23 protein-coding genes and 1 pseudogene are annotated in these 20,662 nt (G+C 73.0%); 15 read left to right on the forward strand and 9 right to left on the reverse strand.

The window, feature by feature from the left end; translation table 11 throughout:
• Positions 1 to 93: 93 nt before the first annotated feature.
• Positions 94 to 1,239 (forward strand): cobalt-precorrin-5B (C(1))-methyltransferase, encoded by a 1,146-nt coding sequence (locus ACIBK8_RS22215; RefSeq protein WP_399043514.1) that lies wholly within the window; start codon positions 94 to 96, stop codon positions 1,237 to 1,239.
• Positions 1,240 to 1,277: 38 nt separating this feature from the next.
• Here the strand turns inward: ACIBK8_RS22215 and ACIBK8_RS22220 are convergent, their stop codons facing one another.
• Entirely contained in the window at positions 1,278 to 1,802 is a 525-nt protein-coding gene (locus tag ACIBK8_RS22220; protein WP_399043515.1) for a hypothetical protein, read from the reverse strand.
• Between the two features lie 204 nt (positions 1,803 to 2,006).
• Here ACIBK8_RS22220 and ACIBK8_RS22225 point away from each other — a divergent pair, with 204 nt between their 5' ends.
• A complete protein-coding gene (locus tag ACIBK8_RS22225; RefSeq protein WP_399043516.1) occupies positions 2,007 to 2,864 on the forward strand; it encodes a maleylpyruvate isomerase family mycothiol-dependent enzyme in 858 nt (285 codons plus the stop codon).
• A 66-nt stretch (positions 2,865 to 2,930) separates the two neighbouring features.
• Here the strand turns inward: ACIBK8_RS22225 and ACIBK8_RS22230 are convergent.
• The 4 genes and pseudogenes from ACIBK8_RS22230 to ACIBK8_RS22245 all read right to left on the reverse strand — a co-directional run.
• Positions 2,931 to 3,302: pseudogene (locus ACIBK8_RS22230) on the reverse strand (YdcF family protein); the annotation flags it as partial.
• Positions 3,303 to 3,475: 173 nt separating this feature from the next.
• A complete protein-coding gene (locus ACIBK8_RS22235) occupies positions 3,476 to 3,679 on the reverse strand; it encodes a DUF397 domain-containing protein (protein WP_399043517.1) in 204 nt (67 codons plus the stop codon).
• Between the two features lie 113 nt (positions 3,680 to 3,792).
• Entirely contained in the window at positions 3,793 to 3,993 is a 201-nt protein-coding gene (locus ACIBK8_RS22240; RefSeq protein WP_399043518.1) for a DUF397 domain-containing protein, read from the reverse strand.
• On the reverse strand, positions 3,993 to 4,871 hold the full coding sequence (locus ACIBK8_RS22245; protein ID WP_399043519.1) for a helix-turn-helix domain-containing protein: 879 nt from the start codon (positions 4,869 to 4,871) through the stop codon (positions 3,993 to 3,995). Before ACIBK8_RS22245 ends, ACIBK8_RS22240 begins: the two co-directional genes overlap by 1 nt.
• A 210-nt stretch (positions 4,872 to 5,081) precedes the next feature.
• Between ACIBK8_RS22245 and ACIBK8_RS22250 the strand changes: the two genes are divergently transcribed.
• The 4 genes from ACIBK8_RS22250 to ACIBK8_RS22265 are packed head-to-tail and all read left to right on the forward strand — an operon-like array spanning position 5,082 to position 6,786.
• Positions 5,082 to 5,522 carry an ATP-binding protein gene (locus tag ACIBK8_RS22250; RefSeq protein ID WP_399043520.1) on the forward strand — a complete coding sequence of 147 codons (441 nt, stop codon included), beginning with the start codon at positions 5,082 to 5,084 and terminating at the stop codon, positions 5,520 to 5,522.
• A 23-nt stretch (positions 5,523 to 5,545) separates the two neighbouring features.
• The gene (locus ACIBK8_RS22255; RefSeq protein ID WP_399043521.1) at positions 5,546 to 5,926 is read left to right on the forward strand and encodes a hypothetical protein; all 381 of its coding nucleotides are present in this window, start codon (positions 5,546 to 5,548) and stop codon (positions 5,924 to 5,926) included.
• On the forward strand, positions 5,911 to 6,420 hold the full coding sequence (locus ACIBK8_RS22260; RefSeq protein WP_399043522.1) for a hypothetical protein: 510 nt from the start codon (positions 5,911 to 5,913) through the stop codon (positions 6,418 to 6,420). Before ACIBK8_RS22255 ends, ACIBK8_RS22260 begins: the two co-directional genes overlap by 16 nt.
• Before the next feature lie 51 nt (positions 6,421 to 6,471).
• Positions 6,472 to 6,786: a DUF1330 domain-containing protein gene (locus ACIBK8_RS22265; RefSeq protein ID WP_399043523.1), complete on the forward strand. Its 315-nt coding sequence runs from the start codon at positions 6,472 to 6,474 to the stop codon at positions 6,784 to 6,786.
• Here the strand turns inward: ACIBK8_RS22265 and cobM are convergent.
• Positions 6,783 to 7,556, reverse strand: coding sequence for a precorrin-4 C(11)-methyltransferase (cobM, locus tag ACIBK8_RS22270; RefSeq protein ID WP_399043524.1), 774 nt, complete (start codon positions 7,554 to 7,556; stop codon positions 6,783 to 6,785). The two genes, ACIBK8_RS22265 and cobM, sit on opposite strands and share 4 nt — an antisense overlap.
• The gene (gene cbiT / locus ACIBK8_RS22275) at positions 7,553 to 8,935 is read right to left on the reverse strand and encodes a precorrin-6Y C5,15-methyltransferase (decarboxylating) subunit CbiT (protein WP_399043525.1); all 1,383 of its coding nucleotides are present in this window, start codon (positions 8,933 to 8,935) and stop codon (positions 7,553 to 7,555) included. Before cbiT ends, cobM begins: the two co-directional genes overlap by 4 nt.
• A 214-nt stretch (positions 8,936 to 9,149) precedes the next feature.
• Here cbiT and tsaD point away from each other — a divergent pair, with 214 nt between their 5' ends.
• The 6 genes from tsaD (at position 9,150) to ACIBK8_RS22305 (ending at position 14,838) form a co-directional block, all read left to right on the forward strand.
• A complete protein-coding gene (gene tsaD, locus ACIBK8_RS22280; RefSeq protein WP_399043526.1) occupies positions 9,150 to 10,244 on the forward strand; it encodes a tRNA (adenosine(37)-N6)-threonylcarbamoyltransferase complex transferase subunit TsaD in 1,095 nt (364 codons plus the stop codon).
• Between the two features lie 351 nt (positions 10,245 to 10,595).
• Positions 10,596 to 12,179, forward strand: coding sequence for a sensor histidine kinase (locus ACIBK8_RS22285; protein WP_399043527.1), 1,584 nt, complete (start codon positions 10,596 to 10,598; stop codon positions 12,177 to 12,179).
• The gene (locus ACIBK8_RS22290) at positions 12,176 to 12,607 is read left to right on the forward strand and encodes a roadblock/LC7 domain-containing protein (protein WP_227047172.1); all 432 of its coding nucleotides are present in this window, start codon (positions 12,176 to 12,178) and stop codon (positions 12,605 to 12,607) included. The genes ACIBK8_RS22285 and ACIBK8_RS22290 overlap by 4 nt, the downstream gene beginning before the upstream one ends.
• A complete protein-coding gene (locus ACIBK8_RS22295) occupies positions 12,604 to 12,960 on the forward strand; it encodes a DUF742 domain-containing protein (protein ID WP_393684220.1) in 357 nt (118 codons plus the stop codon). Before ACIBK8_RS22290 ends, ACIBK8_RS22295 begins: the two co-directional genes overlap by 4 nt.
• Complete coding sequence (locus ACIBK8_RS22300) at positions 12,941 to 13,564, forward strand: GTP-binding protein (RefSeq protein WP_399043528.1); 624 nt, start codon at positions 12,941 to 12,943, stop codon at positions 13,562 to 13,564. Before ACIBK8_RS22295 ends, ACIBK8_RS22300 begins: the two co-directional genes overlap by 20 nt.
• Complete coding sequence (locus ACIBK8_RS22305; RefSeq protein WP_399043529.1) at positions 13,561 to 14,838, forward strand: cytochrome P450; 1,278 nt, start codon at positions 13,561 to 13,563, stop codon at positions 14,836 to 14,838. The genes ACIBK8_RS22300 and ACIBK8_RS22305 overlap by 4 nt, the downstream gene beginning before the upstream one ends.
• A 73-nt stretch (positions 14,839 to 14,911) precedes the next feature.
• On the opposite strand, the gene ACIBK8_RS22310 is transcribed toward ACIBK8_RS22305, so the two are convergent.
• The gene (locus ACIBK8_RS22310) at positions 14,912 to 16,060 is read right to left on the reverse strand and encodes a cytochrome P450 (protein ID WP_399043558.1); all 1,149 of its coding nucleotides are present in this window, start codon (positions 16,058 to 16,060) and stop codon (positions 14,912 to 14,914) included.
• Between the two features lie 389 nt (positions 16,061 to 16,449).
• Here ACIBK8_RS22310 and ACIBK8_RS22315 point away from each other — a divergent pair, with 389 nt between their 5' ends.
• The 3 genes from ACIBK8_RS22315 to ACIBK8_RS22325 all read left to right on the forward strand — a co-directional run bounded on the left by ACIBK8_RS22315 (position 16,450) and on the right by ACIBK8_RS22325 (position 19,549).
• Entirely contained in the window at positions 16,450 to 17,502 is a 1,053-nt protein-coding gene (locus tag ACIBK8_RS22315; RefSeq protein WP_399043530.1) for a cation diffusion facilitator family transporter, read from the forward strand.
• 309 nt (positions 17,503 to 17,811) lie between these two features.
• Positions 17,812 to 18,444, forward strand: a complete 633-nt coding sequence (locus ACIBK8_RS22320; protein WP_399043531.1) for a hypothetical protein — start codon at positions 17,812 to 17,814, stop codon at positions 18,442 to 18,444.
• 121 nt (positions 18,445 to 18,565) lie between these two features.
• Positions 18,566 to 19,549: a hypothetical protein gene (locus tag ACIBK8_RS22325; RefSeq protein ID WP_399043532.1), complete on the forward strand. Its 984-nt coding sequence runs from the start codon at positions 18,566 to 18,568 to the stop codon at positions 19,547 to 19,549.
• A gap of 88 nt (positions 19,550 to 19,637) precedes the next feature.
• Here ACIBK8_RS22325 and ACIBK8_RS22330 read toward each other — a convergent pair whose 3' ends face one another.
• Positions 19,638 to 20,579, reverse strand: a complete 942-nt coding sequence (locus ACIBK8_RS22330) for an NADP-dependent oxidoreductase (protein ID WP_399043533.1) — start codon at positions 20,577 to 20,579, stop codon at positions 19,638 to 19,640.
• Positions 20,580 to 20,662 lie beyond the last annotated feature (83 nt).

The raw sequence follows: 20,662 nt of genomic DNA on the forward strand, positions 1-20,662 counted from the left end.
CACCGGTCGCGTCGGTCACGGCATCCGCACCGGTCACATCGGTCACGGCATCCGCACCGCTCACGTCCTCATTCCTCACTTCCGGATTCCTCCATGGCTGAAGCGCAACCGCAGGGTACGGGAGGGCGCAGCGCCCAGCTCGCGCACACCGGGCTGCGGCACGGCTGGACGACCGGCGCGTGCGCGACGGCGGCGAGTACCGCCGCGTACACCGCGCTGCTGACCGGCGACTTCCCCGACCCGGTGACCATCACCCTGCCCAAGGGCCAGACCCCTGCCTTCGCGCTGGCCAAGGAGGAGCTGACCGACGGCGGACGGCGGGCGATGGCGGCGGTGGTGAAGGACGCGGGCGACGATCCGGACGTCACGCACGGCGCGCTGATCCGGGCCACCGTGCGCGAACTGCCTGCCGGTTCCGGTGTGGTCTTCCGGGCCGGTCCGGGCGTCGGGACCGTCACCCGCCCCGGGCTGCCGCTGGACGTCGGCGAGCCCGCGATCAACCCGGTGCCGCGGCAGCTGATCACCGGTCATCTGGCCGAGGTGGCCGCCCGGCACGGCGGGCGCGGCGACGTCGAGGTGGAGATCTCCGTCGACCACGGCGAGGAGATCGCCCGCAGCACCTGGAATCCGCGGCTCGGCATCCTCGGCGGTCTCTCCATCCTCGGCACGACCGGCATCGTCGTGCCGTACTCCTGCTCGGCGTGGATCGACTCCATCCGGCGCGGCGTGGACGTGGCACGCGCGGCGGGCCGGCGCCACGTGGCGGGCTGTACGGGTTCCACGTCCGAGAAGGTCGCCGTCGCCCTGCACCACCTCCCGGAGGACGCCCTGCTGGACATGGGCGACTTCGCGGGCGCGGTGCTCAAGTACGTACGGCGCCACCCCGTCGACCGCCTCACCATCTGCGGCGGCTTCGCCAAGCTGTCCAAACTGGCGGCCGGCCACCTGGACCTGCACTCCGCCCGCTCCCAGGTCGACAAGGGCTTCCTCGCCGAACTGGCCCGCCACGGCGGCGCCGACGAGCCCCTGGCCACCGCCGTCGCCGACGCCAACACCGGCCTCGCCGCCCTCCAGTTGTGCGCCGCAGCCGGCGTCCCCCTCGGCGACCTGGTGGCCGTCACCGCCCGCGACGAGGCACTGTCCGTACTGCGCGGCGCCCCCGTCACCGTCGACGTCATCTGCATCGACCGGGCGGGACTGGTGGTGGGGCGGTCGGAGGCGCGGGGGCCGGGGGCGTAGCGGGCCGGACGGGCAACGTCGCAGACGAGCGTCGGCTGTCAGGTCCCGAGGTCGTCGATGGTCTCGCGCACGCTCCGGGCCACCGAACCCCTCGACCGGTCACGCACCAATGCCAGCCGGGCGACTGCCGCACCGAGCCACTCCGGGTCACCCAGCCGGTGCGCCGCCTTCACCTCAACCGTCTTCCGGAACAGCTCGGACACCAGGGCGATCCGGAAGTATTCGTAGGGGCGCTTGTGATGGGTGTAGTTCGCCGACCAGTCCTCGTACGGATGGCGCACCACCGCCTGCACGGAACAGGCTCTGCGGCCGAGCACGTTCATAGCGCTGCCCGCACCCAGCACACCCATGGCCGGGGTGGCCATCCACGCCCACTGGGCGGCCGTCACATTCAGCTCCACGAACCTGTGCCACGGGACGACGGCGCGGGGTTCCGGCGCTCCCGACTCATGATGCTCCATGCCCTCGACGGCCAGCACGAGAAACGATCCCCCCGCCCGCTTCGAGTCCCCGATGACCCACCGGTCCCCAACCAACTCCAGCGGCCCCAGCCACTCCGGCATGATCCCCCTGTCGATCGTGCGTTCCTTCCTAACCGGAATCCTATGTTCTGGTTCGGCCGCTGCCCGGCGGGGCGGAGGGGATGGAGTAGGGCCTGTCCCACGAGTCGCGGGGCCCGTTCCCCTGGGACCGCCGCCGGTCCCGTTCAATCGACCCGGGCGGGATTTTCGCTGGCTGATTGGGCATCCGGAGGGCAGGCTTTGGCCATGCCTCCCCAGCTCACTCGCGTTCCGGACCATTCCTGGCTCGGCGCCCCGATCGACGCCCGCTCCCTGTTCGCACCCGAGCACGCGGCGCTGATGGCCACGTTGCGCGGTCTGGAACCCGTCGGCTGGAGCACGGAGGCGGTGCCGGGCTGGAGTGTGCGCGATCTCGCCGCGCACCTCCTCGGTGACTTCTACGGGCGCCTTGCCCGCGACCGCGACGGCCACCGGCAAGGGCCGGGCTTCGCGCCGGGCGAGACGCTGGAGGCATTCATCCACCGCAGCAACCAGGAGTGGGTCGACGCCCATGCGCGGGTGAGTCCCGCCGCGCTCACCGACACCCTGGATCTGGTCGGCGAGCAGGTCGCCCGCTTCTTCGAGACCACCGCATCCGACACCCCCTCTCTCGGGGTGTCCTGGGCCGGCATCGACCCGGCACCGATGTGGCTCGACTGCGCCCGCGACTTCACCGAATTCTGGACCCACCGGCAGCAGATCCGCCGCGCCGTCGGCCAGGGCACCGACACCGATCCGGGATCCCTGGCCGTGGTCCTGGACACGTTCCTGCGCGCCCTGCCCCACACCCTGCGGCACACGGCGGCGCCCGTCGGCACGCAGCTCCAGGTGAGCATCGACGGCCCGGCCGGCGGCACCTGGACAGCCACCGCTGCCGAGGACCGCTGGTCACTGGCCGAGCCGAGTGCCGGACGGCCTGCCGCCCGCGTCCGGCTGGACGCGGATTCCGCGTGGCGGCTGTGCACCCGCGGAATCGAACCGGCCATCGCACTCGCCCGCGCCCGCATCGACGGCGACCCTCAACTGGCTGAAGCCGCCTGCCGGATCGTGTCCATCGTCCACTGACATCGGCGACCGGGCGGGGCTGGTGGTGGGCTGCTCGAAGCCCCGGGGCCGGGGGCGTAGGCCGTCTCAGAACGTGACGAGCCGACTGTCGAAACCGGCATGCAGGAGCCGTTCGTAAGCGTCCTGCACGTCCCCCGGCAGCTCCTGCTCGATGGCGAACCCGAGCCGCGGGTACTCGATCACCCGTTGCAGGTCGCCGACGAGCATGTCCACGACGAGCTTCGCGTCGCCGATGGACTTGATGTAGTCGTCGAACGCGAGCGGCTCGGAAGCGCAGACGATCTCCGCCTCGGGCCACAGCTTGCGGCAGGTGGCGTAGGAGCGGCGCTCCATGTACGGCGTGGAGATCAGGAGCAGGGAGCCGGCCTCGACGCCTGCCGTGCACAGCACTTCGCGCGAGAGCGTGATGTTCTGCCCGGTGTTGCCCGCCTCGGTCTCCCTGTGGCGTCAGGTACGGCATCGAGGTGCTGACCCAGGTGCCGACCAACTCGACGCAGTTGCCGCCTGTGCCGCTGTCGCCGGACGTCCGGAACGTGCCGATGGGTTCAGACCTGCATGACTGAGCCTCCTGTGGCGAGCTACGGATCAACTCCGGGACGGTACGAGGCTGTTCAGAGGGCCGCACCGTTGTCACTCTTCAACGTCTCCACGAACGAACCCCAGGCACGCGCCCCGAAAAGGACGTAAGGGCCGCCGGGGTCCTTGCTGTCACGTACGGCGCGACCGCTGGCTGTGGTGTGGGCGACCTCTACACAGTTGCCTTCCTGGTTCGAATAGGACGACTTCCGGAACACACCGATCGGCTCGTGCTGCATGATCGCTCTTCCTGCGATGGGGCGAGCTACGGATCAACTGGTCTTCTATCCAACGGAGAAGCCCCCAGTCCTCAAGAAGCGGACTGGGGGCTCAGGGAAGAAAGCGGCGCGGCTCAGAAGGCCGCACCGTCGTCGCTCTTCAACGTCTCCACGAACGAACCCCAGGCGCCGGCACTGATGAGGAGGTGGGTGCCGCTGGGGTTCTTGCTGTCGCGCACGGCGCGGCCGTCGTCCGAGGTGCGGGCCACCTCTACGCAGTTGCCGTCCTGAGTCGAGTAGGACGACTTCCGGAACGCGCTGACGATCTCAGGCATCACGAATCCACTTCTCTGTGATGTGGTCCGGCGTCGAGGAGCTGCCGGATGCGCTCAACGGTCTTGTCAGGCGACATCGCCTCCGAGCGTAGCTGATCGAAGACATTGACATACCGGGCCAGATCCTTCGGCCCTTCCACGACGTTGAGATGCGCCACGCTGTCCAGCGTCACTGCCTCTACATTCGCCTCCACACCGAACGAGAAGGCAGTGAAGCCACCGGACATTCCAGCGGTCAGACTCGCAGCTATGGGCAGCAACTGGATCGTGACGTTCTGCCGCTGTCCCACCGCGAGCAGGTGTGTCAGCTGGCGTTCACGCATATTGCCCTCACCGGTCAGAGCCGCGACAGCCGGTTCCCAGATGATTGCTGTGAAATGAGCGCCGCCCTCCTCGATCCTGCGTTGCCGCTCTTGCCTCAGCTTCACCAACTCGGCTACCTGACCTGAGGGGATGAGTCTGGGCCCTATGGTGATGACGGCTTCGATGTACTCCGAGGTCTGCAGGAGACCGGGAATCAATACCGGTTCCCAACTCCGGATATATGTCGCATCGCTCTCCAGCGTGAGGTGGTCGACAAAGCCAGACCGGACGGTCGCCGGATAGTCGATCCACCAGCCACGCTCATTACTCCTGCGAGCCCAGTCCAACAGTTTGGCCCGCTCGTCCTCGTCGTTCACCCCATAGCGGTCCAGTAGCGTGCGCACTTCCAAGGCCGAGGCTGAAGTCTGCCCGCTTTCCAGGCGGCTGACCTTGGAGACGGACTTCGTGATCGCTTCGGCCGCATCTGCCTGATCCAGATCGACCGCCTCCCGGAGACGCTTCAGCGCGTTCCCCAGCCTCCGGCTTCGGATGGTCGGCTTCCCACCTGCGGGCATGACCCCCTCCTTTCAACTCCGGCGCCAGTCTGCCGGATTGAGGCACTACCGAGCCATTCTGAGCAACCACACAGAGGTACGGCAAGTTTGCGAAACGCATACTTGCGAAAGCAGCTCCACCCTCTCTACCTTGAGCAAGGTGACGCAGCGCATGCGATTAGCCGCGCTACGTGAACATCACGCTCCGTCATGCGTAGCGAGGGGATAGCCATGTCCACACGCGCCCGCCCCACGGCACCAGCACTGCAACTCCCGCCCCTGGTCTGCCACTTACCGGCAGACCCCCGCAGCGTCACCCGCGCCCGCAGAGCGCTGCGGCGTCGGCTGCCGGAGTGGGGCATCGGGGCGGAACCGGCGGGTGTGGCCGAGTTGCTGGTGTCGGAATTGGTGACCAATGCGGTCAAGGCGCCGGGGCCAGCCATTCCGGTGGTCGGGGTGCGGTGCGCGGTGGCGGGTGGCCGGCTGCGGCTGGAAGTGCAGGACACGAGCGAGGAACAGCCCTCGCTCCGCAGGCAAGTTGAGGAGGACGAGGAATGTGGGCGTGGCTTGATGCTGGTGGACGTGCTGGCCGATGGCTGGGGCGTCGTGCGGCACGTCATCGGAAAGACCGTGTGGGTGGAAGTGGCCGCCGGGGGAGGTGGGTTGACGTAGCCGCAGACAGCCCGGCCGGTGCTGTGAAGAGGCCGGAACTGATCGGCTACCGGGCGCAGGCCACGGTCCGGCGGCCGGACGGTGGGGAGATCGGGCTCGGTGGCTGGGTGTCGCAGGCGCCGGGTGGGGTGCTGGCCTGGGCGTGGACGCGGGCGGAGCAGGTGGCGCAGCAGTTGGGTGCGCCGTATGACCGGGCGGTGCGGGTGTGGCTGGAGAGTCCGGCCGAGCAGCGGTGGGCGCGTCAGGCGCTGGCGGCCGGGATTCCGTTCGCGGTGCGGGCGGTGGACGGGGACGGGTGCACGTATACGGTCCTGGCGCGGCCGGAGGCGGCCGGCGCCGTGCGGACGTACCGGCTCCGGAGCCGGTCCACCAGGAAGGCGGCGGTGGCGTGGAGCACGGGGTGACGGCAGCGGGCGGCCTCGTCACCAGTGGGTTCTGGTGCGAGCGGTATGTGTACCGGTCGGTGGAGGCCGATCAGCTCGCCTCGTGGACCGCGACCGCCGCGAGCGATCCCGTGCTCGCGCTCTCCCACATAGCGGCCGACGCACACGAGATGGCCGCCGGGCTCCCCGAACTCGACCGGCGGCGGCTGCTCGGCAAGGTGACGGTGCGGGAGCGGGTCGACGCCATCATCGCGCTGCATCTGGGCCTGCCCTGCGGGCTCGCCCTCCGGTGCGGGACGGCGTGGGTGGAGTGGTCGGCGCATCCGGTGCGGTTCCTGCGGATGGCGGGGCCTGCGGGGGCGGCGTGCCCGCTGCGGGGCGGGGTGCCGGAGGGGTTCGGGCCGCCGTTGGTGGCTGCGGATGGGGTGGAGTGGAGTGCATCCGTGCGGTCACGTGCGGAGCTGGATATACGCCTTGAGGTTATTGATGCCGAGCGGGGCGGGGGTGGTCAGTAGTCTCCCCCGTGACAACAGAACACGCCGTATCCGAAGGAACGGGGAATCCCCATGTCCGCTTACGTCATCGTCAACGTCGATGTGCTCGACGAGGAGGCCGGGCTTGCCTACGCGGCCGTGGCCCAGAAGTCCATCCTCGGACACGGCGGCCGGTACCTGGTCGCGGGCGCCACGCCCGAGCCCGTCGAAGGCACCTGGGACTCCTCCCGGATCGTGGTCATCGAGTTTCCCGACCTGGACCGGATCCGGGAGTGGTACGACTCCCCCGAGTACCGGCGGGCCCGGGAGATCCGCGAGGGGAAGGTGCGGGTGAGCATCCTGTTCGTCGAGGGGTCGCCGCCCGAGGGCTTCTCCCTTCCGGCCTAGGACGTCCCCCGCGCCCCGCAGCCCCCGTGCCCCCGGTCCCGTTCCGTCGAGTACAGGTGGCTGTCGGGGAACTGTTCGGCGGCCAGAGTGCGGCCGACCATGATGACGGCGGTGCGGACCACGCCGGCGGACTTCACCTGGTCCGCGATGTCGGACAGGGTGCCGCGCAGGACCAGTTCGTCGGGGCGTGAGGCCATCGCGACGACGGCGGCGGGGCAGTCGGCGCCGTAGTGCGGCAGCAGTTCGTCGACGACGCGGTCGACGTACATCGCGGCGAGGTGCAGCACCAGCAGGGCGCCGCTCGCGCCGAGGGTGGCCAGGTCCTCGCCCTCGGGCATGGCGGTGGCGCGCTGGGCGATGCGGGTGAGGATGACGGTCTGGCCGACGGTGGGGACGGTCAGTTCGCGGCCCAGCGCGGCGGCTGCGGCGGCGAAGGCGGGCACGCCCGGCACCACGTCGTAGGGGACACCGGCCGCGTCCAGGCGGCGCATCTGTTCGGCGACGGCGCTGAAGACGGACGGGTCGCCGGAGTGCAGCCGGGCGACGTCGTGGCCCTCCTCGTGGGCGCGCACCAGTTCCGCCGTGATCGCGTCCAGGTCGAGCTGGGCGGTGTCGATCAGCCGGGCGCCGGGCGGGCAGGAGTCGAGGAGTTCGCGCGGGACCAGGCTGCCCGCGTAGAGGCAGACGCCGCATGCGGCCAGGGTCCGGGCGCCGCGCACGGTGATCAGGTCGGCGGCACCCGGGCCCGCGCCGATGAAGTGGACGGTCATGGTTCTTCGGTCTCCTGGGGACGGACGGGATGTGCGGGGGATGCGGGCGGCGCGGCGTCCGCCGGGCGGCCGGGCGCCGGTTTGACCGCGGCCCACTGGGTGACCGGCATCGCCTGCCGCCAGCCGGTGAAGCCGCCGACCGGCACCGCGTGCGCGACCGCGAGCCGCACCAGCTCCCCGCCGTGGCGCCGGTAGTGGTCGGCAAGCAGCGCCTCCGACTCCAGCGTCACGGTGTTGGCGACGATCCGGCCGCCGGGCGGCAGCGCGGCCCAGCAGGCGTCGAGCAGGCCGGGGGCGGTGAGGCCGCCGCCGATGAACACCGCGTCGGGGGTGGGGAGTTGGGCCAGTGCGGCGGGGGCTGCGCCTTCGACGATGCGCAGGGCGGGGACGCCCAGGGTGTCGGCGTTGCGGGCGATCCGGGCGGCGCGTGCGGCCTCGCGTTCGACGGTGACGGCGCGGCAGGCGGGGTGGGTGCGCAGCCACTCGATGGCGATGGATCCCGAGCCGCCGCCGATGTCCCAGAGGAGTTCGCCGGGGGCCGGGGCCAGCGCGGCGAGGGTGGCGGCGCGGACGTGCCGCTTGGTGAGCTGGCCGTCGTGCTCGTACGCGGTGTCCGGGAGCCCGGGGACGGCGGACAGGCGCGGGGCGTCCGGGGCGCGTGCGCAGTCCAGGGCGATGACGTTGAGCGGGTCGCCGGGCGGGCGTGACCAGGTGTTGGCGGTGCCGTCGGCCAGGGCCTCGCCCGCGCCGCCGAGCTGTTCCAGCACCCGCATCCGGGACGGCCCGAAGCCGCGCGAGCGCAGCAGCGCGGCGACCTCGGCGGGGGTGTCCGCCCCCGCCGACAGGACCAGGACCCGGCGCCCGTCGTGCAGCGCAGCGGCCAGCCGTGCCACCGGGCGGCCGACCAGCGTGACCACCTCGGTGTCCTCCACCGGCCAGCCGAGCCTGGCGGCGGCGTACGAGACGGAGGAAGGGTGCGGGAGGACGCGGAGGCGGAGGCGGAGGCGGGCGGCGTCGCCGTCGGACTCGTCGGACTCGTCGGGGTCGTGGGCGTCGGGCCCGTCGGGCTCGTCGGCCAGTACCTCGGTCAGTGTCCTGCCGATGCCGTAGAACATCGGGTCGCCGCTGGCCAGGACGCAGATGCGGCGGCCCGCGTGGGCGGCGAGCAGGCCGCGGACGGCGGGGCGCAGCGGCGTGGGCCAGGGGACGCGGGTGCCCGCGCAGGTGTCCGGCAGCAGGGCGAGCTGGCGGGCGCCGCCGATCAGGGTTTCCGCGTCGCGCAGGGCGTCGCGGGAGGCGTCGGGCAGCCCGTCCCAGCCGTCGGCGCCGATGCCGACGACGGTGAGCGCGGGGGGTGGGGAAGGAACCTGGGAGGGCACTGCCGAGTACCTCGTACCTCGGGATCCGCCGGGTCGGCGGGCGGGATGGAAGGGGCGTCATGGGCTGCGGGGGACGCTGCCGCACTCTACTGAGCGGTGCGTTCCGCTCCGCCGCCGGGGAGTCGGGGCGAGGCTTATTGCCTATAGTTTGCAAGAGCGTAGAGCAGGCAAGAAGGGCTTGCGGGGGCGCAGGGACGTGGAAGGAGGGCCGCCGATGGGCTCGCCGGTGGTGCTGGGGATCGAGTCGTCCTGCGACGAGACGGGCGCCGGCCTGGTACGGGACGGCCGGCTGCTCGGGCACGCGCTGGCGTCGAGCATGGACGAGCACGCGCGGTTCGGCGGCGTGGTCCCGGAGATCGCCGCCCGCGCCCATGTGCACGCCCTGACCCCCGTGGTGCGCCGCGCCCTGGACGACGCGGGGCTGCGCGCCGCCGACATCGGTGCCGTCGCCGTCACCACGGGCCCCGGGCTCTCCGGCGCGCTCCAGGTGGGCCTGGCCGGCGCCAAGGGGCTCGCCTACGCGCTGGGCGTCCCGCTGTACGGCGTGCACCACCTCGCCGGGCACGTCGCGGCCGACACCCTCGAACACGGCCCGCTGCCCGACCCCTGCATGGTGCTGATCGTCTCCGGCGGCCACACCTCGTTGCTGCTCGTCCGTGACCTGGCACGCGATCCGATCGTGCACCTCGGCGACACCATCGACGACGCGGCGGGCGAGTGCTTCGACAAGGTCGCGCGGGTCTTCGGGCTGCCCTACCCGGGCGGGCCCGCCATCGACCGGGCAGCGCGCGCGGGGGATCCGCGCGCTGTCTCCTTTCCCCGGCCCCTGGCCTCGTCCTCCCGGCCCCTGACCTCCGGCGCGCACGACACCCGCTTCGCCTTCTCCTTCTCCGGGCTGAAGACCGCGGCGGCCCGCTGGGCGGAGCGCCATCGCGCGGCGGGCGGCCCGCTGCCGCTCGCGGACGGCGCGGCATCCCTCCAGGAGGCGGTCGCCGACGTGCTGACCCGCAAGGCGGTGGCCGCCTGCGCCGAGCACGGCGTGCGGACGCTGGTCGTGGTGGGCGGGGTGGCCGCCAACTCCCGGGTGCGGTCGCTGGCCGATGAGCGCTGCGCGGCGGCCGGGATCACGCTGCGGGTGCCGCCGCTGCGGCTGTGCACGGACAACGGCGCCATGATCGCCGCGGTCGGCGACCTCCTGGTGCGGGCGGGCGCCGCACCGGCGCCGCTCGACGTCTCGATCGACCCGTCGGCGCCGCTGGAGTACGCCTCGTTGCATCCTGTCGCGGGAGCCGGCGCGCGCCAGGCGTGAGCGCCGGGCGGACCGCCCGCGAGCAGATGCGGGAAACGCCTGATCCGGCATCACCCCGTATGTGACGCTTGGCCTGATGCGCCATCAGCGCGTATATGACGACAGCTCCCGAACTGCCCCGTGCACCACCCCGGCACGGCCCGCGTCAGGCGCCGAATCTGCCTGCTGAGCACAGGGTTGCCGGAGACCGCCGAGCGGATAAAGTTCAGTCGATCTTCCGCTTACGCCGTGAGCGCGCGCCGCGATCCGGCCGGCCACAGCCCATCGGACGGCCCGCCACATCCTGCCCACCACACCGGCCTCACACTCCTTTTCCGTATCGCCGCCGCCATCGCTCCGAGGACCTGTCCGATGCCACCACAGCCACCCTCCCGCCATCAGGCAGCGCGCTCACCGCTCGGCGACGCGCTGCTCACCCTGCCGGCCGCGCTCCTGGTCTCCGGCGGGCTGTGCCTGTGGGCCGTGCTCACCGCGCCCGACACCGTCAGGACGCCGCTGGCCTGGTGCGGCGGCGCGGCAGCCGTCCTGCTGAGCGCCGCCGTCGCCGCCGCGGTCCACGGACAGCGGCAGTCCAGGCACCACCTCGCCGAGGCCGAAGCCGTACGGGCCGAAGCCGACGCCGTACGGGCCGAGGCCGAACTGCTCGCCGACGAGACGCTGCCCGCGCTGGTCGACCGGCTCCGCGACGGCGCATCGGCCGACACCGCGCTGGGCCGCACCCCGCAGCCCGCCAACGCCGCGCACCAGCGGATCATGCGGACCCTGGCGGTCGAGGTCGGGCGCGGCGAGCGGATGCGGGCGGCTGCGATGTCCGCCTGCGCCAACGCCGCGGGCCGGGTCCAGGCCCTGGCCACCGGCATGCTCGCCGACCTGCGCGAGATGGAGAACCGGCACGGCGAGGAAGTCCTGGGCGACCTCCTCAAGCTCGACCACTCCACGGCACAGGCCGGCCGGCTCGCGGACTCCATAGCCGTGCTGACCGGCGCCCGCTCGGGACGCCGCTGGAACAAGCCGATCGCGATGGAGAGCATCCTGCGCGGCGCGATGGGCCGGATCAGCGCCTACCGCAGGGTCCAGCTGCACAACAGCAGCACCGCCGCGGTCGCCGGCCACGCCGCCGAAGGCATCATGCACGCGCTCGCCGAAGTGATGGACAACGCCGCCTCCTTCTCGCCGCCCACCTCGCCGGTGCACGTGTACGTCGAGGAGGCGCAGGCAGGTGTGGTGGTCTCCGTCGAGGACAGCGGCCTGGTGATGAGCGAGACGGCGCTGCGCCGCGCGGAGAACGCGGTCTCCGCCGCCACCCTCGACCTGATGTCGCTGTCCGGCACCCGGCTCGGCCTCGCCGTCGTCGGCTGCCTGGCCCGCAAGCACGGGCTGCACGTCTCGTTCCGGCCGTCGGCGCGCGGCGGCACCGGCGTCGTGGTGCTGATCCCGCAGCAGCTGATCACCGAGGCACGTCCTGCGGGCCGTGACGCGGTGCGGGACACCGTGCACGAGGCGGCCCCGGCACCCGGGCCGCAGGCGGTGCGGGCCCCCTCCGAGCCCGTCGCCCCCGTGGCACCGTCCGCACCAGCCACCCCCGTGGCCCCGCCCGCCCCTGTGGCGCCTCCCGCGCCGACGGCGCCCACCGTGCCGCCCCAGGCCGCACGCGCCACCCCCGCGCCCGAGTTCGGCGAGAGCGGCCTGCCCAAGCGGCGCCGCGGCCAGACCCTGGGCACCGCCGCGCCGTCCGGCACGGGCCGGGCACCGGCGGCCCGCCCCGCGGCACCCCGCCCGGCCCGCTCCCGCGAAGAGGCCGCGGAACGCTTCCGCACCTTCCGCCGGGCCGTCCAGGGCACCCCCGCCCCCGGCGACCCCACCCCGGCCCCCGACGGCCCGCCCTCAGCACCCCCCGCTCCCGCTCCCGCACGTCCGGAGGACGACATCCGATGACGAACACGACCGACCGCAGCCTCGACTGGATGCTGGAAAACCTCCTCCAGAAGACGCCGGGTGCCCGGCACGCGCTGGTGCTCTCCCGGGACGGCCTCAAGCTCTGCCACTCGCCGGGCCTGACCGTCGACCAGGCCGACCAGCTCGCCGCCATAGCCTCGGGCATACAGAGCCTGTCGCACGGCGCATCGGTCGAGTTCGGCGACGGCACCGGCGGTGTCCGGCAGGCGATGACGGAGTTCCACGGCGGGATCCTGTTCATCGTGGAGGCCGGGCACGGCGCCCACCTGGCGCTGCTGGCCGTCGAGGACGCCGACGTCGGCCTGATCGGCTTCAACATGAACGAACTCGTCGAGCAGATCGGCGACTACCTCCAGGCCGCGCCGCGTGACGAGGGCCGGACGCTCAGCCCGGAGCAGCCGGCATGAGAAGGCTCGGTCCCGACGACGATCCGGACCGGCTCTACACCGTCACCGGCGGCCGAAGCCGGGCCGCCGACGACCGCACGCTCGACCTGGTCACCCTGATCGTCAGCGAGTGCGAACCGGCGCCCGGCATGCAGTCCGAGCACGTCCGGATCCTGACCATGTGCCGCCGCCCGGTGGCCGTCGTGGAGGTCTCGGCGGAACTGCGGATGCCGGTGAGCGTCGTCCGGATCCTGCTGTCCGACCTGCTGGACACCGGCAAGGTCACCGCCCGCCACCCGCGGCCCGTCACGCAGGCCCACCTTCCCGACACCGACCTGCTGAAGGAGGTGCTCGATGCACTCCACCGCCTCTGAGACCGAGCGAGCCGAGGCCGCCGCGTCCCGCACGCCGCTGCGCGCCACCGCCGACAACGGCCTGAAGATCGTGATCGTCGGCGGCTTCGGCGTCGGCAAGACCACGATGGTCAGATCGGTCAGCGAGATCCGGCCGCTGAGCACCGAGGAGACGATGACCCGCGCCGGCGTGGGGGTCGACGACCCCACCGGCGTGGAGGCGAAGTCGACCACGACCGTCGCCTTCGACTTCGGGCGGATCAGCGTCAACGACAGCGCCGTCCTCTACCTGTTCGGCGCGCCGGGACAGGAGCGCTTCTGGTTCCTGTGGGACCGGCTGTTCTCCGGGACGCTGGGCGCCGTGGTGCTGGTGGACACCCGGCGTCTCGACGACTCCTGGTACGCCATCGACCGCCTTGAGGCGCACGGCATGCCCTTCATCGTCGCCCGCAACGACTTCGGCGGCCCCCAGCACAGCCCGGAACAGGTGCGCGAGGCGCTGGACCTGTCGCCCGACATCCCGCTGATCGACTGCGACGCCCGCGACCGCGAATCGGCCAAGACCGTGCTGATCACCCTCGTCGACCACCTCTACGCCCTGTCCGTCCAGGAGACCGCACCGTGACCGAGCAGTACCCGCCGCCCGTCGGCTGCCCCGCCCACGCCTCCAACGGCGCCGTACCGCTGTACGGAGAGGGGCTCAGCGGCGACCCGGCGCGGCTCTACCGGGAGATGCGGCGCACCCACGGGCCGGTCGCGCCGGTCCTGCTGGACGGCGACATCCCCGCCTGGTTCGTCCTGGGCTACCGCGAGGTGCACCAGGTGACGTCCAACAACGAGCTGTTCGCCCGCGATTCGCGCCGCTGGCACGCCTGGAAGGACATCCCCGACGACTGGCCGCTGATGCCGTTCGTCGGCTACCAGCCGTCGGTGATGTTCGCCGAGGGCGCCGAGCACCGGCGGCGGTCCGGCGCGATCAGCGACGCGCTGCTCGCCGTCGACCAGTTCGAGCTGCGGCAGATCTGCGAGCGGCTCGCCGACGGCCTCGCCGACGCATTCGCCGGGCGCGGCGACGCGGACCTGATGGCGGAGTACGCGCTGCGGCTGCCGCTGCTGGTCGTCGCCGAACTGTTCGGCCTGCCGCCTGACGAGGTGCCCCAGCTCGTCGTCGACATCGCCGGGTCGCTGGACGAGGGCCCCGGCGCGATCGACGCGCACCAGCGGGTCGCCGCCCGGATGGCGCGCCTGGTGCGCGCCAAGCACGCGCAGCCAGGACCCGACGTGCCGTCCCGGCTGCTGGCCCACCCGGCCGGGCTCGCCGAGGAGGAGGTGGTCATCGACCTGCTGGTGGTGATGGCCGCGGCCCAGCAGCCGACCGCCAACTGGATCGGCAACACCCTGCGGCTGATGCTGACCGACGACCGGTTCGCGGTGAGCCTGTCCGGCGGCCGGCGCAGCGTCGGCCAGGCGCTCAACGAAGTGCTGTGGCAGGACACCCCGACGCAGAACTACATCGGACGCTGGGCCGCCCGCGACACCCAGCTCGGCGGTCGCCGCATCAAGGCGGGCGACCTGCTCGTCATGGGTCTCGCGGCTGCCAACACCGACCCGCAGGTCAGGCCGGACTTCACGGCGGCGGGCGCGGACAGCAACCAGGCCCACATGTCCTTCAGCCACGGCGAACACGCCTGCCCGTACCCGGCCCCCGAGCTGGCCGAGGTGATCGCGCGGGCAGCGGTCGAGGTGCTGCTCGACCGGCTGCCCGACGTGATGCTCGCGGTGCCGGAAGAGGCGCTGGTGTGGCACCCGTCGCTGTGGATGCGCGGACTGACCGCCCTGCCGGTCGAGTTCACCCCCGCGTACACGCCGGTTCCGGCACCGGGGGCGCCGGTCGGGTGACGGGACGGGCCGCCGGCGGGTGACCGGACCGGCCGTGGGCGGGTGAGCGAAGGCCACCCGCCCGGCGGCCCTCTCACCCCCCGCTCGTGGCCGTGAACGTCACCGGCAAGCTGTCCAACCCCCTGGTGAAGACGCCCTGTTCGCGCGGTGCCGGGCCGTCCGCGAGCGCCAGGTCGGGCAGCGCGTCCAGCAGCAGCCCGATCCCGGTCTCGACCTCCGCCTTCGCCAGCAGGGCGCCGACGCAGAAGTGCCGGCCCAGGGCGAACGAGAGGTGGTCGGCCGCCGCCGAGAAGGCGGTGGTGGCGGACAGGTCGGTGCGGTGGATGTCGAAGGTGTCGGGGTCCGCGTAGCGCCGCTCGTCGCGTCCCGCGGCGCCTATCAGGCAGGTGACGGTGGCCCCCGCGGGCACCCGGCCGCCGCCTATCGTGACGTCTTCGGAGACCTGACGCATGATCATGTGCACCGGCGGCGTGTAGCGCAGCGTCTCGGCGAAGGCGCGGGCGATCAGCGAACGATCCGCGCGCACCGCGGCCAGCTGCTCGGGGTGGCGCAGCAGGTTGTGCACGATGCCGGAGAGCGCCTTGTCGGTGGTCTCGCCACCGGCTGTCAGCAGCAGGCTGCAGAACGCCTTGATGTCCTCGTCGCTCATCCGCGTGCCGTCGATCTCGGCGGCGCACAGCGTGGACAGCAGGTCGTCGCCGGGGTGTGCGCGGCGCTCGCGGATCAACGGCAGCAGGTAGGCGGCGAATTCGTCCCGGGTGCGCAGTCCGGCATCGGCGACCTCGGGGTCCTGGCTGAGGTTGCCGAGGAAGCCCATGATCGCGGTGTACCAGCGGTGGATGCGGTCGTGGTCGGCGCGGTCCAGGCCGAGCATGTCGGCGATGACGTTGACGGGGAAGCGGGTGGCGAAGCGGTCGACGAGGTCGGCGCTGCCCGACTCCCGGAAGCCGTCGACGAGTTCCCTGGCGTTGCGCTCGATGACCGGCAGGAAGGACTCCTCCAGGGTGCGGCCCCGGAAGGCGGGGGCGACCAGCGCCCGGCGCACGGCGTGCTCGCGTCCGCTCATCTGGAGGATGGTGCGCCCGTGCACCGGCTCCAGCTGCCAGTCGTAGTTGTCGGTGGTGAACACCGGGTCCTTGAAGGCCCGTTCGACGTCCTCGTAGCGCGAGACGAGGTAGCTCCCGGTGGCCTCGTGGTGGATGAGCGGGAAGTCGTCCCGCATGATCCGGTACGCGCGGTAGGGGTCGGCGGCGAATTCCGGCGACAGGATGTCAGGCGCTGCTCGGTTCGCGGGCACAACGCTCCCTTGTTAGCTGTATAGGGCACGCAAAGGGGCGGGGGCGGTCGCGGCCGTACGCGCGCCCCACGCCCGGCAGGCGGGCCCGCGGGCACACCAAAGATCGTCGCTGCGGCAGCCGCTAGCAAGGGGTACCGGCGGACCCGCCCGGGCTGCCACGCCCCGCCGCCACCTCCGCGCCCTCCCGGTAAGGACCGCTGTGACCAGGCACTTTGGTCCGTTCGACGGTAATGACAACGGTCACCGATGCAGCCTTTGGATCTTTTGCCGAAGTGCGGTTTGCTTCCCCCGGACGACCCAGGAAGGAGCGCGCCATGACCGAGCACGCCCACGGGCACCACTCACACCCCCCGGACCGCCCGCACGGCAGCCACGGCCATTCCCACAGTCACTCGCACACCGTCGCGCCGGACGCCGACCGGCGCTGGCTGCGCGCCGCACTGGTACTGATCACCGCCTTCATGGCCGTCGAGGTGGTCATCGGTGTGCTGGCCCGCTCGCTGGCGCTGATCTCCGACGCCGCCCACATGCTCACCGACGCCGCATCGATCGTGCTGGCACTGATCGCCATGCGGCTGGCCGCCCGGCCCGCACGCGGCGGCTACACCTACGGCCTCAAGCGCGCCGAGATCCTCTCCGCCCAGGCCAACGGCATCACCCTGCTCGTCCTGTCCGTGTGGCTGGCGTACGAGGCGGTGCGGCGGCTGATCGCGCCGCCCGAGGTCACCGGCGGCCTGGTCCTGGTCACGGCGCTGGCGGGGGTGGTGGTGAACCTGATCGCCACCTGGTTCCTGTCCAGGGCCAACCGCTCAAGCCTGAACGTCGAGGGCGCCTACCAGCACATCCTCACCGACCTGTTCGGCTTCGTCGCCACCGCCGTGGCCGGCCTGGTCGTGCTGACCACAGGCTTCGCACGGGCCGACGCGCTGGCCACGCTCGTCGTCGTCGCGCTGATGCTGCGGGCGGGCTACGGGCTGGTCCGCGAGTCAGGACGGATCTTCATGGAGGCCGCACCGGCCGGCGTCGACCCGGACGCGCTCGGCGACCACCTGGTGGCGGCCGACGAGGTCGTCGAGGTCCACGACCTGCACATCTGGCAGATCACCTCCGGCGAGCCCGCGCTCTCCGCGCACATCCTGGTCGCCCCGGGCGGCGACTGCCACAAGGTCCGCCGCCGCCTCCAGGAACTGCTGAGCACCGAGTACGGCGTCACGCACGCCACCCTCCAGGTCGACCACGTGGGCGAACAGGACGGGGCCGACACCGTCCTGCACGTCACCTCGGGCCCCGGCCCCGAGCCGCATACGAACGGCCACTGCGAGGACACCCACGGCCCGGTCCACCGGCCGGGCCCGCACCAACACTGAGGACCCGCGTCCGAACTCCGCTGCACGCGGCCGGAGTTCGGACACAGGCCCTGACCTTGCGGAACGAGCTCAGCGCAGCCACTCCGATTAGAAGTCGGGGAGGCCGGGCCGAGGCCGCCCGGGGCCGTGGGGGAGGCGCCGCGGACGGCGCGGGAGCGGCCGGGAGGCGCCCCGCGGCCCGCGTGGCCCGTCACCTCGCGCGGGCACCTGGCCCGATGGCTCACCGGCGCCCACTCGCCGGGGTGAAACCGGCCGCGCCGCGGGCCGCACGGACCGGCCCCGGGTGCCCGTGGTGCTCGGATGGGCGGCATGCGAACCGTCGTCATCGGCCTGCTGCTGTGCGCCGCCGCCCTTCCCTCCCAGGCAGCGGCCCAGCCGCGCCCGCTCGCCCCGCCCGTCGCGCCGCAGGTGGCGGTCGAGGTGACCGACGGCACCACCGACGCCGCGGCGGGCGACCGGCTCGACTACCGCGTCACGGTCCGCAACCTCGGCGCCACCGCGCTGCACGGCGCCCGCGTCGAGCAGCGGCTGCCCGCCACCACCGAGTCGGTGACCGCGCCCGGGGGCCGGATCACCGCGGACCGCACGGCCGTGTGGCACACCGACATCGCCGCGCACGCCGCACGGCTGCTCACCGCGAGTGCCGTGCTCGGCGAGCGCGCCGACACCGCGACGGCCGCGCCCGGCACCCTGCGCGCGGCCACCACCGTCTGCGTCTACGCCGCCGGTTCCACGGCCCCCGCCTCCTGCTCGGGTGACGTCGACGACCTGCCCGAGACCCACCCGGAGAGCGCCGCGGGGCAGACCGCCTGGCCGAGCTGGCTGATCGGCGCGGGGCTGCTCGGCGGCGCCGCGCTGCTGTTCCGCGGCCGGCGCGGCACCGCAGCCACCGGACGCCGCGCCACCACGGCCGAGCCGTCCACCGGCACGGCCCGCACCTGACCCTCCGTGCCCCGCCCTGCCGGGTCACCCGTTGGCACCGGCCCCGCTCGCGGCCGTGGTCCGCAGCCACTTGCCTGGGACGTGGCCACTGCCCACCCGCTGGAGGAAGGACCGGGACGCGATGTCAGCGAGCGCACCCGTACGTGCGGGCGGCCGGGTGGCGGGGCCGGGTGCGCCGCGCGCGGCGGGCCGCCGCCACGGCCGTGCGTCGGCCGCCGCGGCGCTGCTGCTGATCGGCACGCTGCTGCTGCCGCTGAGCCTGACCGTCCTCTGGGCGCGCGACGAACTGACCGACACCCGCCGCTACGTGGCGGCCGTCGCGCCGCTCGCCGGCGACCGCACCCTCCAGAACGCCATCGTCGGGGACGTCACCGACGGCGTGATGGGCCACGTCAGGCTCGACGGCCTGCTGGAGGCCATCCCGCGCGCCCAACGGCCCGCGCTGCGCGAGCGGTTCACCCGGGGCCTGCGCGAGTTCGTGGACAAGCAGGTGCGGCAGGTGGTGACCGGGCGCGGGTTCCCCGCCGTCTGGCGGCAGGTGCACCGCAGCGCGCACCAGGCCCTGGACGCCACCCTGACCGCGTACGGCAGCTCCCCCGTCGTCCTCGACCTGACCCCGGTCATCGAACGCGTCAAGCACCAGCTGTCGGCGAACGGCCTGGGCATCGACATCGCCCGCCGGGTGCCGTCCGCCGGCGCCCGGATCGTGCTGCTGCACGCGTCCGACGTGCCGCGGGCCCGCGCCGTCCACCAGGCCGTGCACGCCGCCGCCCTGGTGCTGCCGCCGGTCGCCGCGCTGTGCCTGCCGGCCGGGCTGCTGCTGGCGCGCCGCAGACGCCGCGCGCTGCTGTGCGCCGCGGCCGGCTGCGCCGCCGCCACCGCGCTGCTCGCCGCCGCCCTCACGGCGGCCCGCAACCACGCCCTGGCGGCGCTGCCCGCCGCCGTCCCGCGCCCGGCCGCCGCCGCGTACGCGGACGCGCTGACCGCGTCGCTGCGCACCGGCATCACGCTGCTGGCCTGCGCCGCGCTGCTGACCGCGCTGGCCGCCGCGGTGGCTCCGCCCGCCGCCCGCGCCCTGCGCGCCGTGCTCCCCGCCCGCCGCTGACCCCCGGGGGCGGCCCGTCCGCTTCGGTACGCACAACGGCGCGCGGCCCCGCGGACGATGTCCCGCGGGGCCGCGCGCCGTACGGCCGTCAGATCTCCAGCACCGTCTTGCCGTGGGCCCGGCCGCTGCGGCTGGCCTCCAGGACCTCGGGGGCCTCCTCCAGCGGCACTTCCCTGCCGACCAGGACCGTCAGCCGGCCCGCGTCGACCTGTCCCGCGAGGATGTCGAGGAGCTGCGGGGACGGCCGGTTGGCGAAGTTGAAGCCGCGGAGGTTGTGCTCGGTGAGCACGTCGGCGTCGGCCGAGCCGACCGTCGAGACCGCCGTGCCGCCGTCCCGCACCGTCCCCATCATCGCGACGAACTCCTCGGGGCCGCTGGTCAGGTCGATCAGCACGTCCACCCCGTCCGGGTGCGCGGCGAGCACCTGATCGGCGACCGGGCCCGCGGTGTGGTCGACGGTCTCGTTCGCGCCCAGCGTCCGCATCAGGTCCGACATGGCCGGGCGTGCGGTGGCGATGACGTCGGCGCCGCGGCCGTGCGCGAGCTGCGTGACGAAGGTGCCCACCCCGCCGGTGGCACCGACGATCAGCACCCGGCGGCCCTCGCTGATCCGGGTCTCCTCGACCAGGTTGTAGGCCGTCATACCGGCCGTCGGCACGGCGGCCGACGTCGCGTAGGTGACGCTGCGGGCGGCCGGGGCGAGTGACCGCTCGCCGGTGACCGCGAGTTCGGCGTACGAACCGCCGCCCCGCTCCGGCCACTGGAACTGCCCGAACACCGCGTCACCGGCGGTGAACCGCCGTACGCCGGTCCCGACGGCCAGTACCTCACCCGCCCCGTCCGTCCCCAGGACCAGCGGGAACGAGGTCGTCGACGGATCCCCGTACATGCCGTCGGCGACCTTCCAGTCGATCGGGTTGACCCCGGCTGCGGCCAGCCGCACCAGGACCTCACCGGGCCCTGGCTCGGGCTGTGGCAGATCCATGAGCTGCGGCTGTGCACCGAATGCGCTGACTGCTACGGCTCTCATCGTGGCGTTCCCTTCCACCCTTCCGACCGGAGGCCGGAGTGGATCGTAAGCACGGCGGTGCGGCCGGACGCGGCAGGAGGGAA

The organism is Streptomyces sp. NPDC050161 (genome assembly GCF_044460025.1).
Taxonomy (GTDB): domain Bacteria; phylum Actinomycetota; class Actinomycetes; order Streptomycetales; family Streptomycetaceae; genus Streptomyces.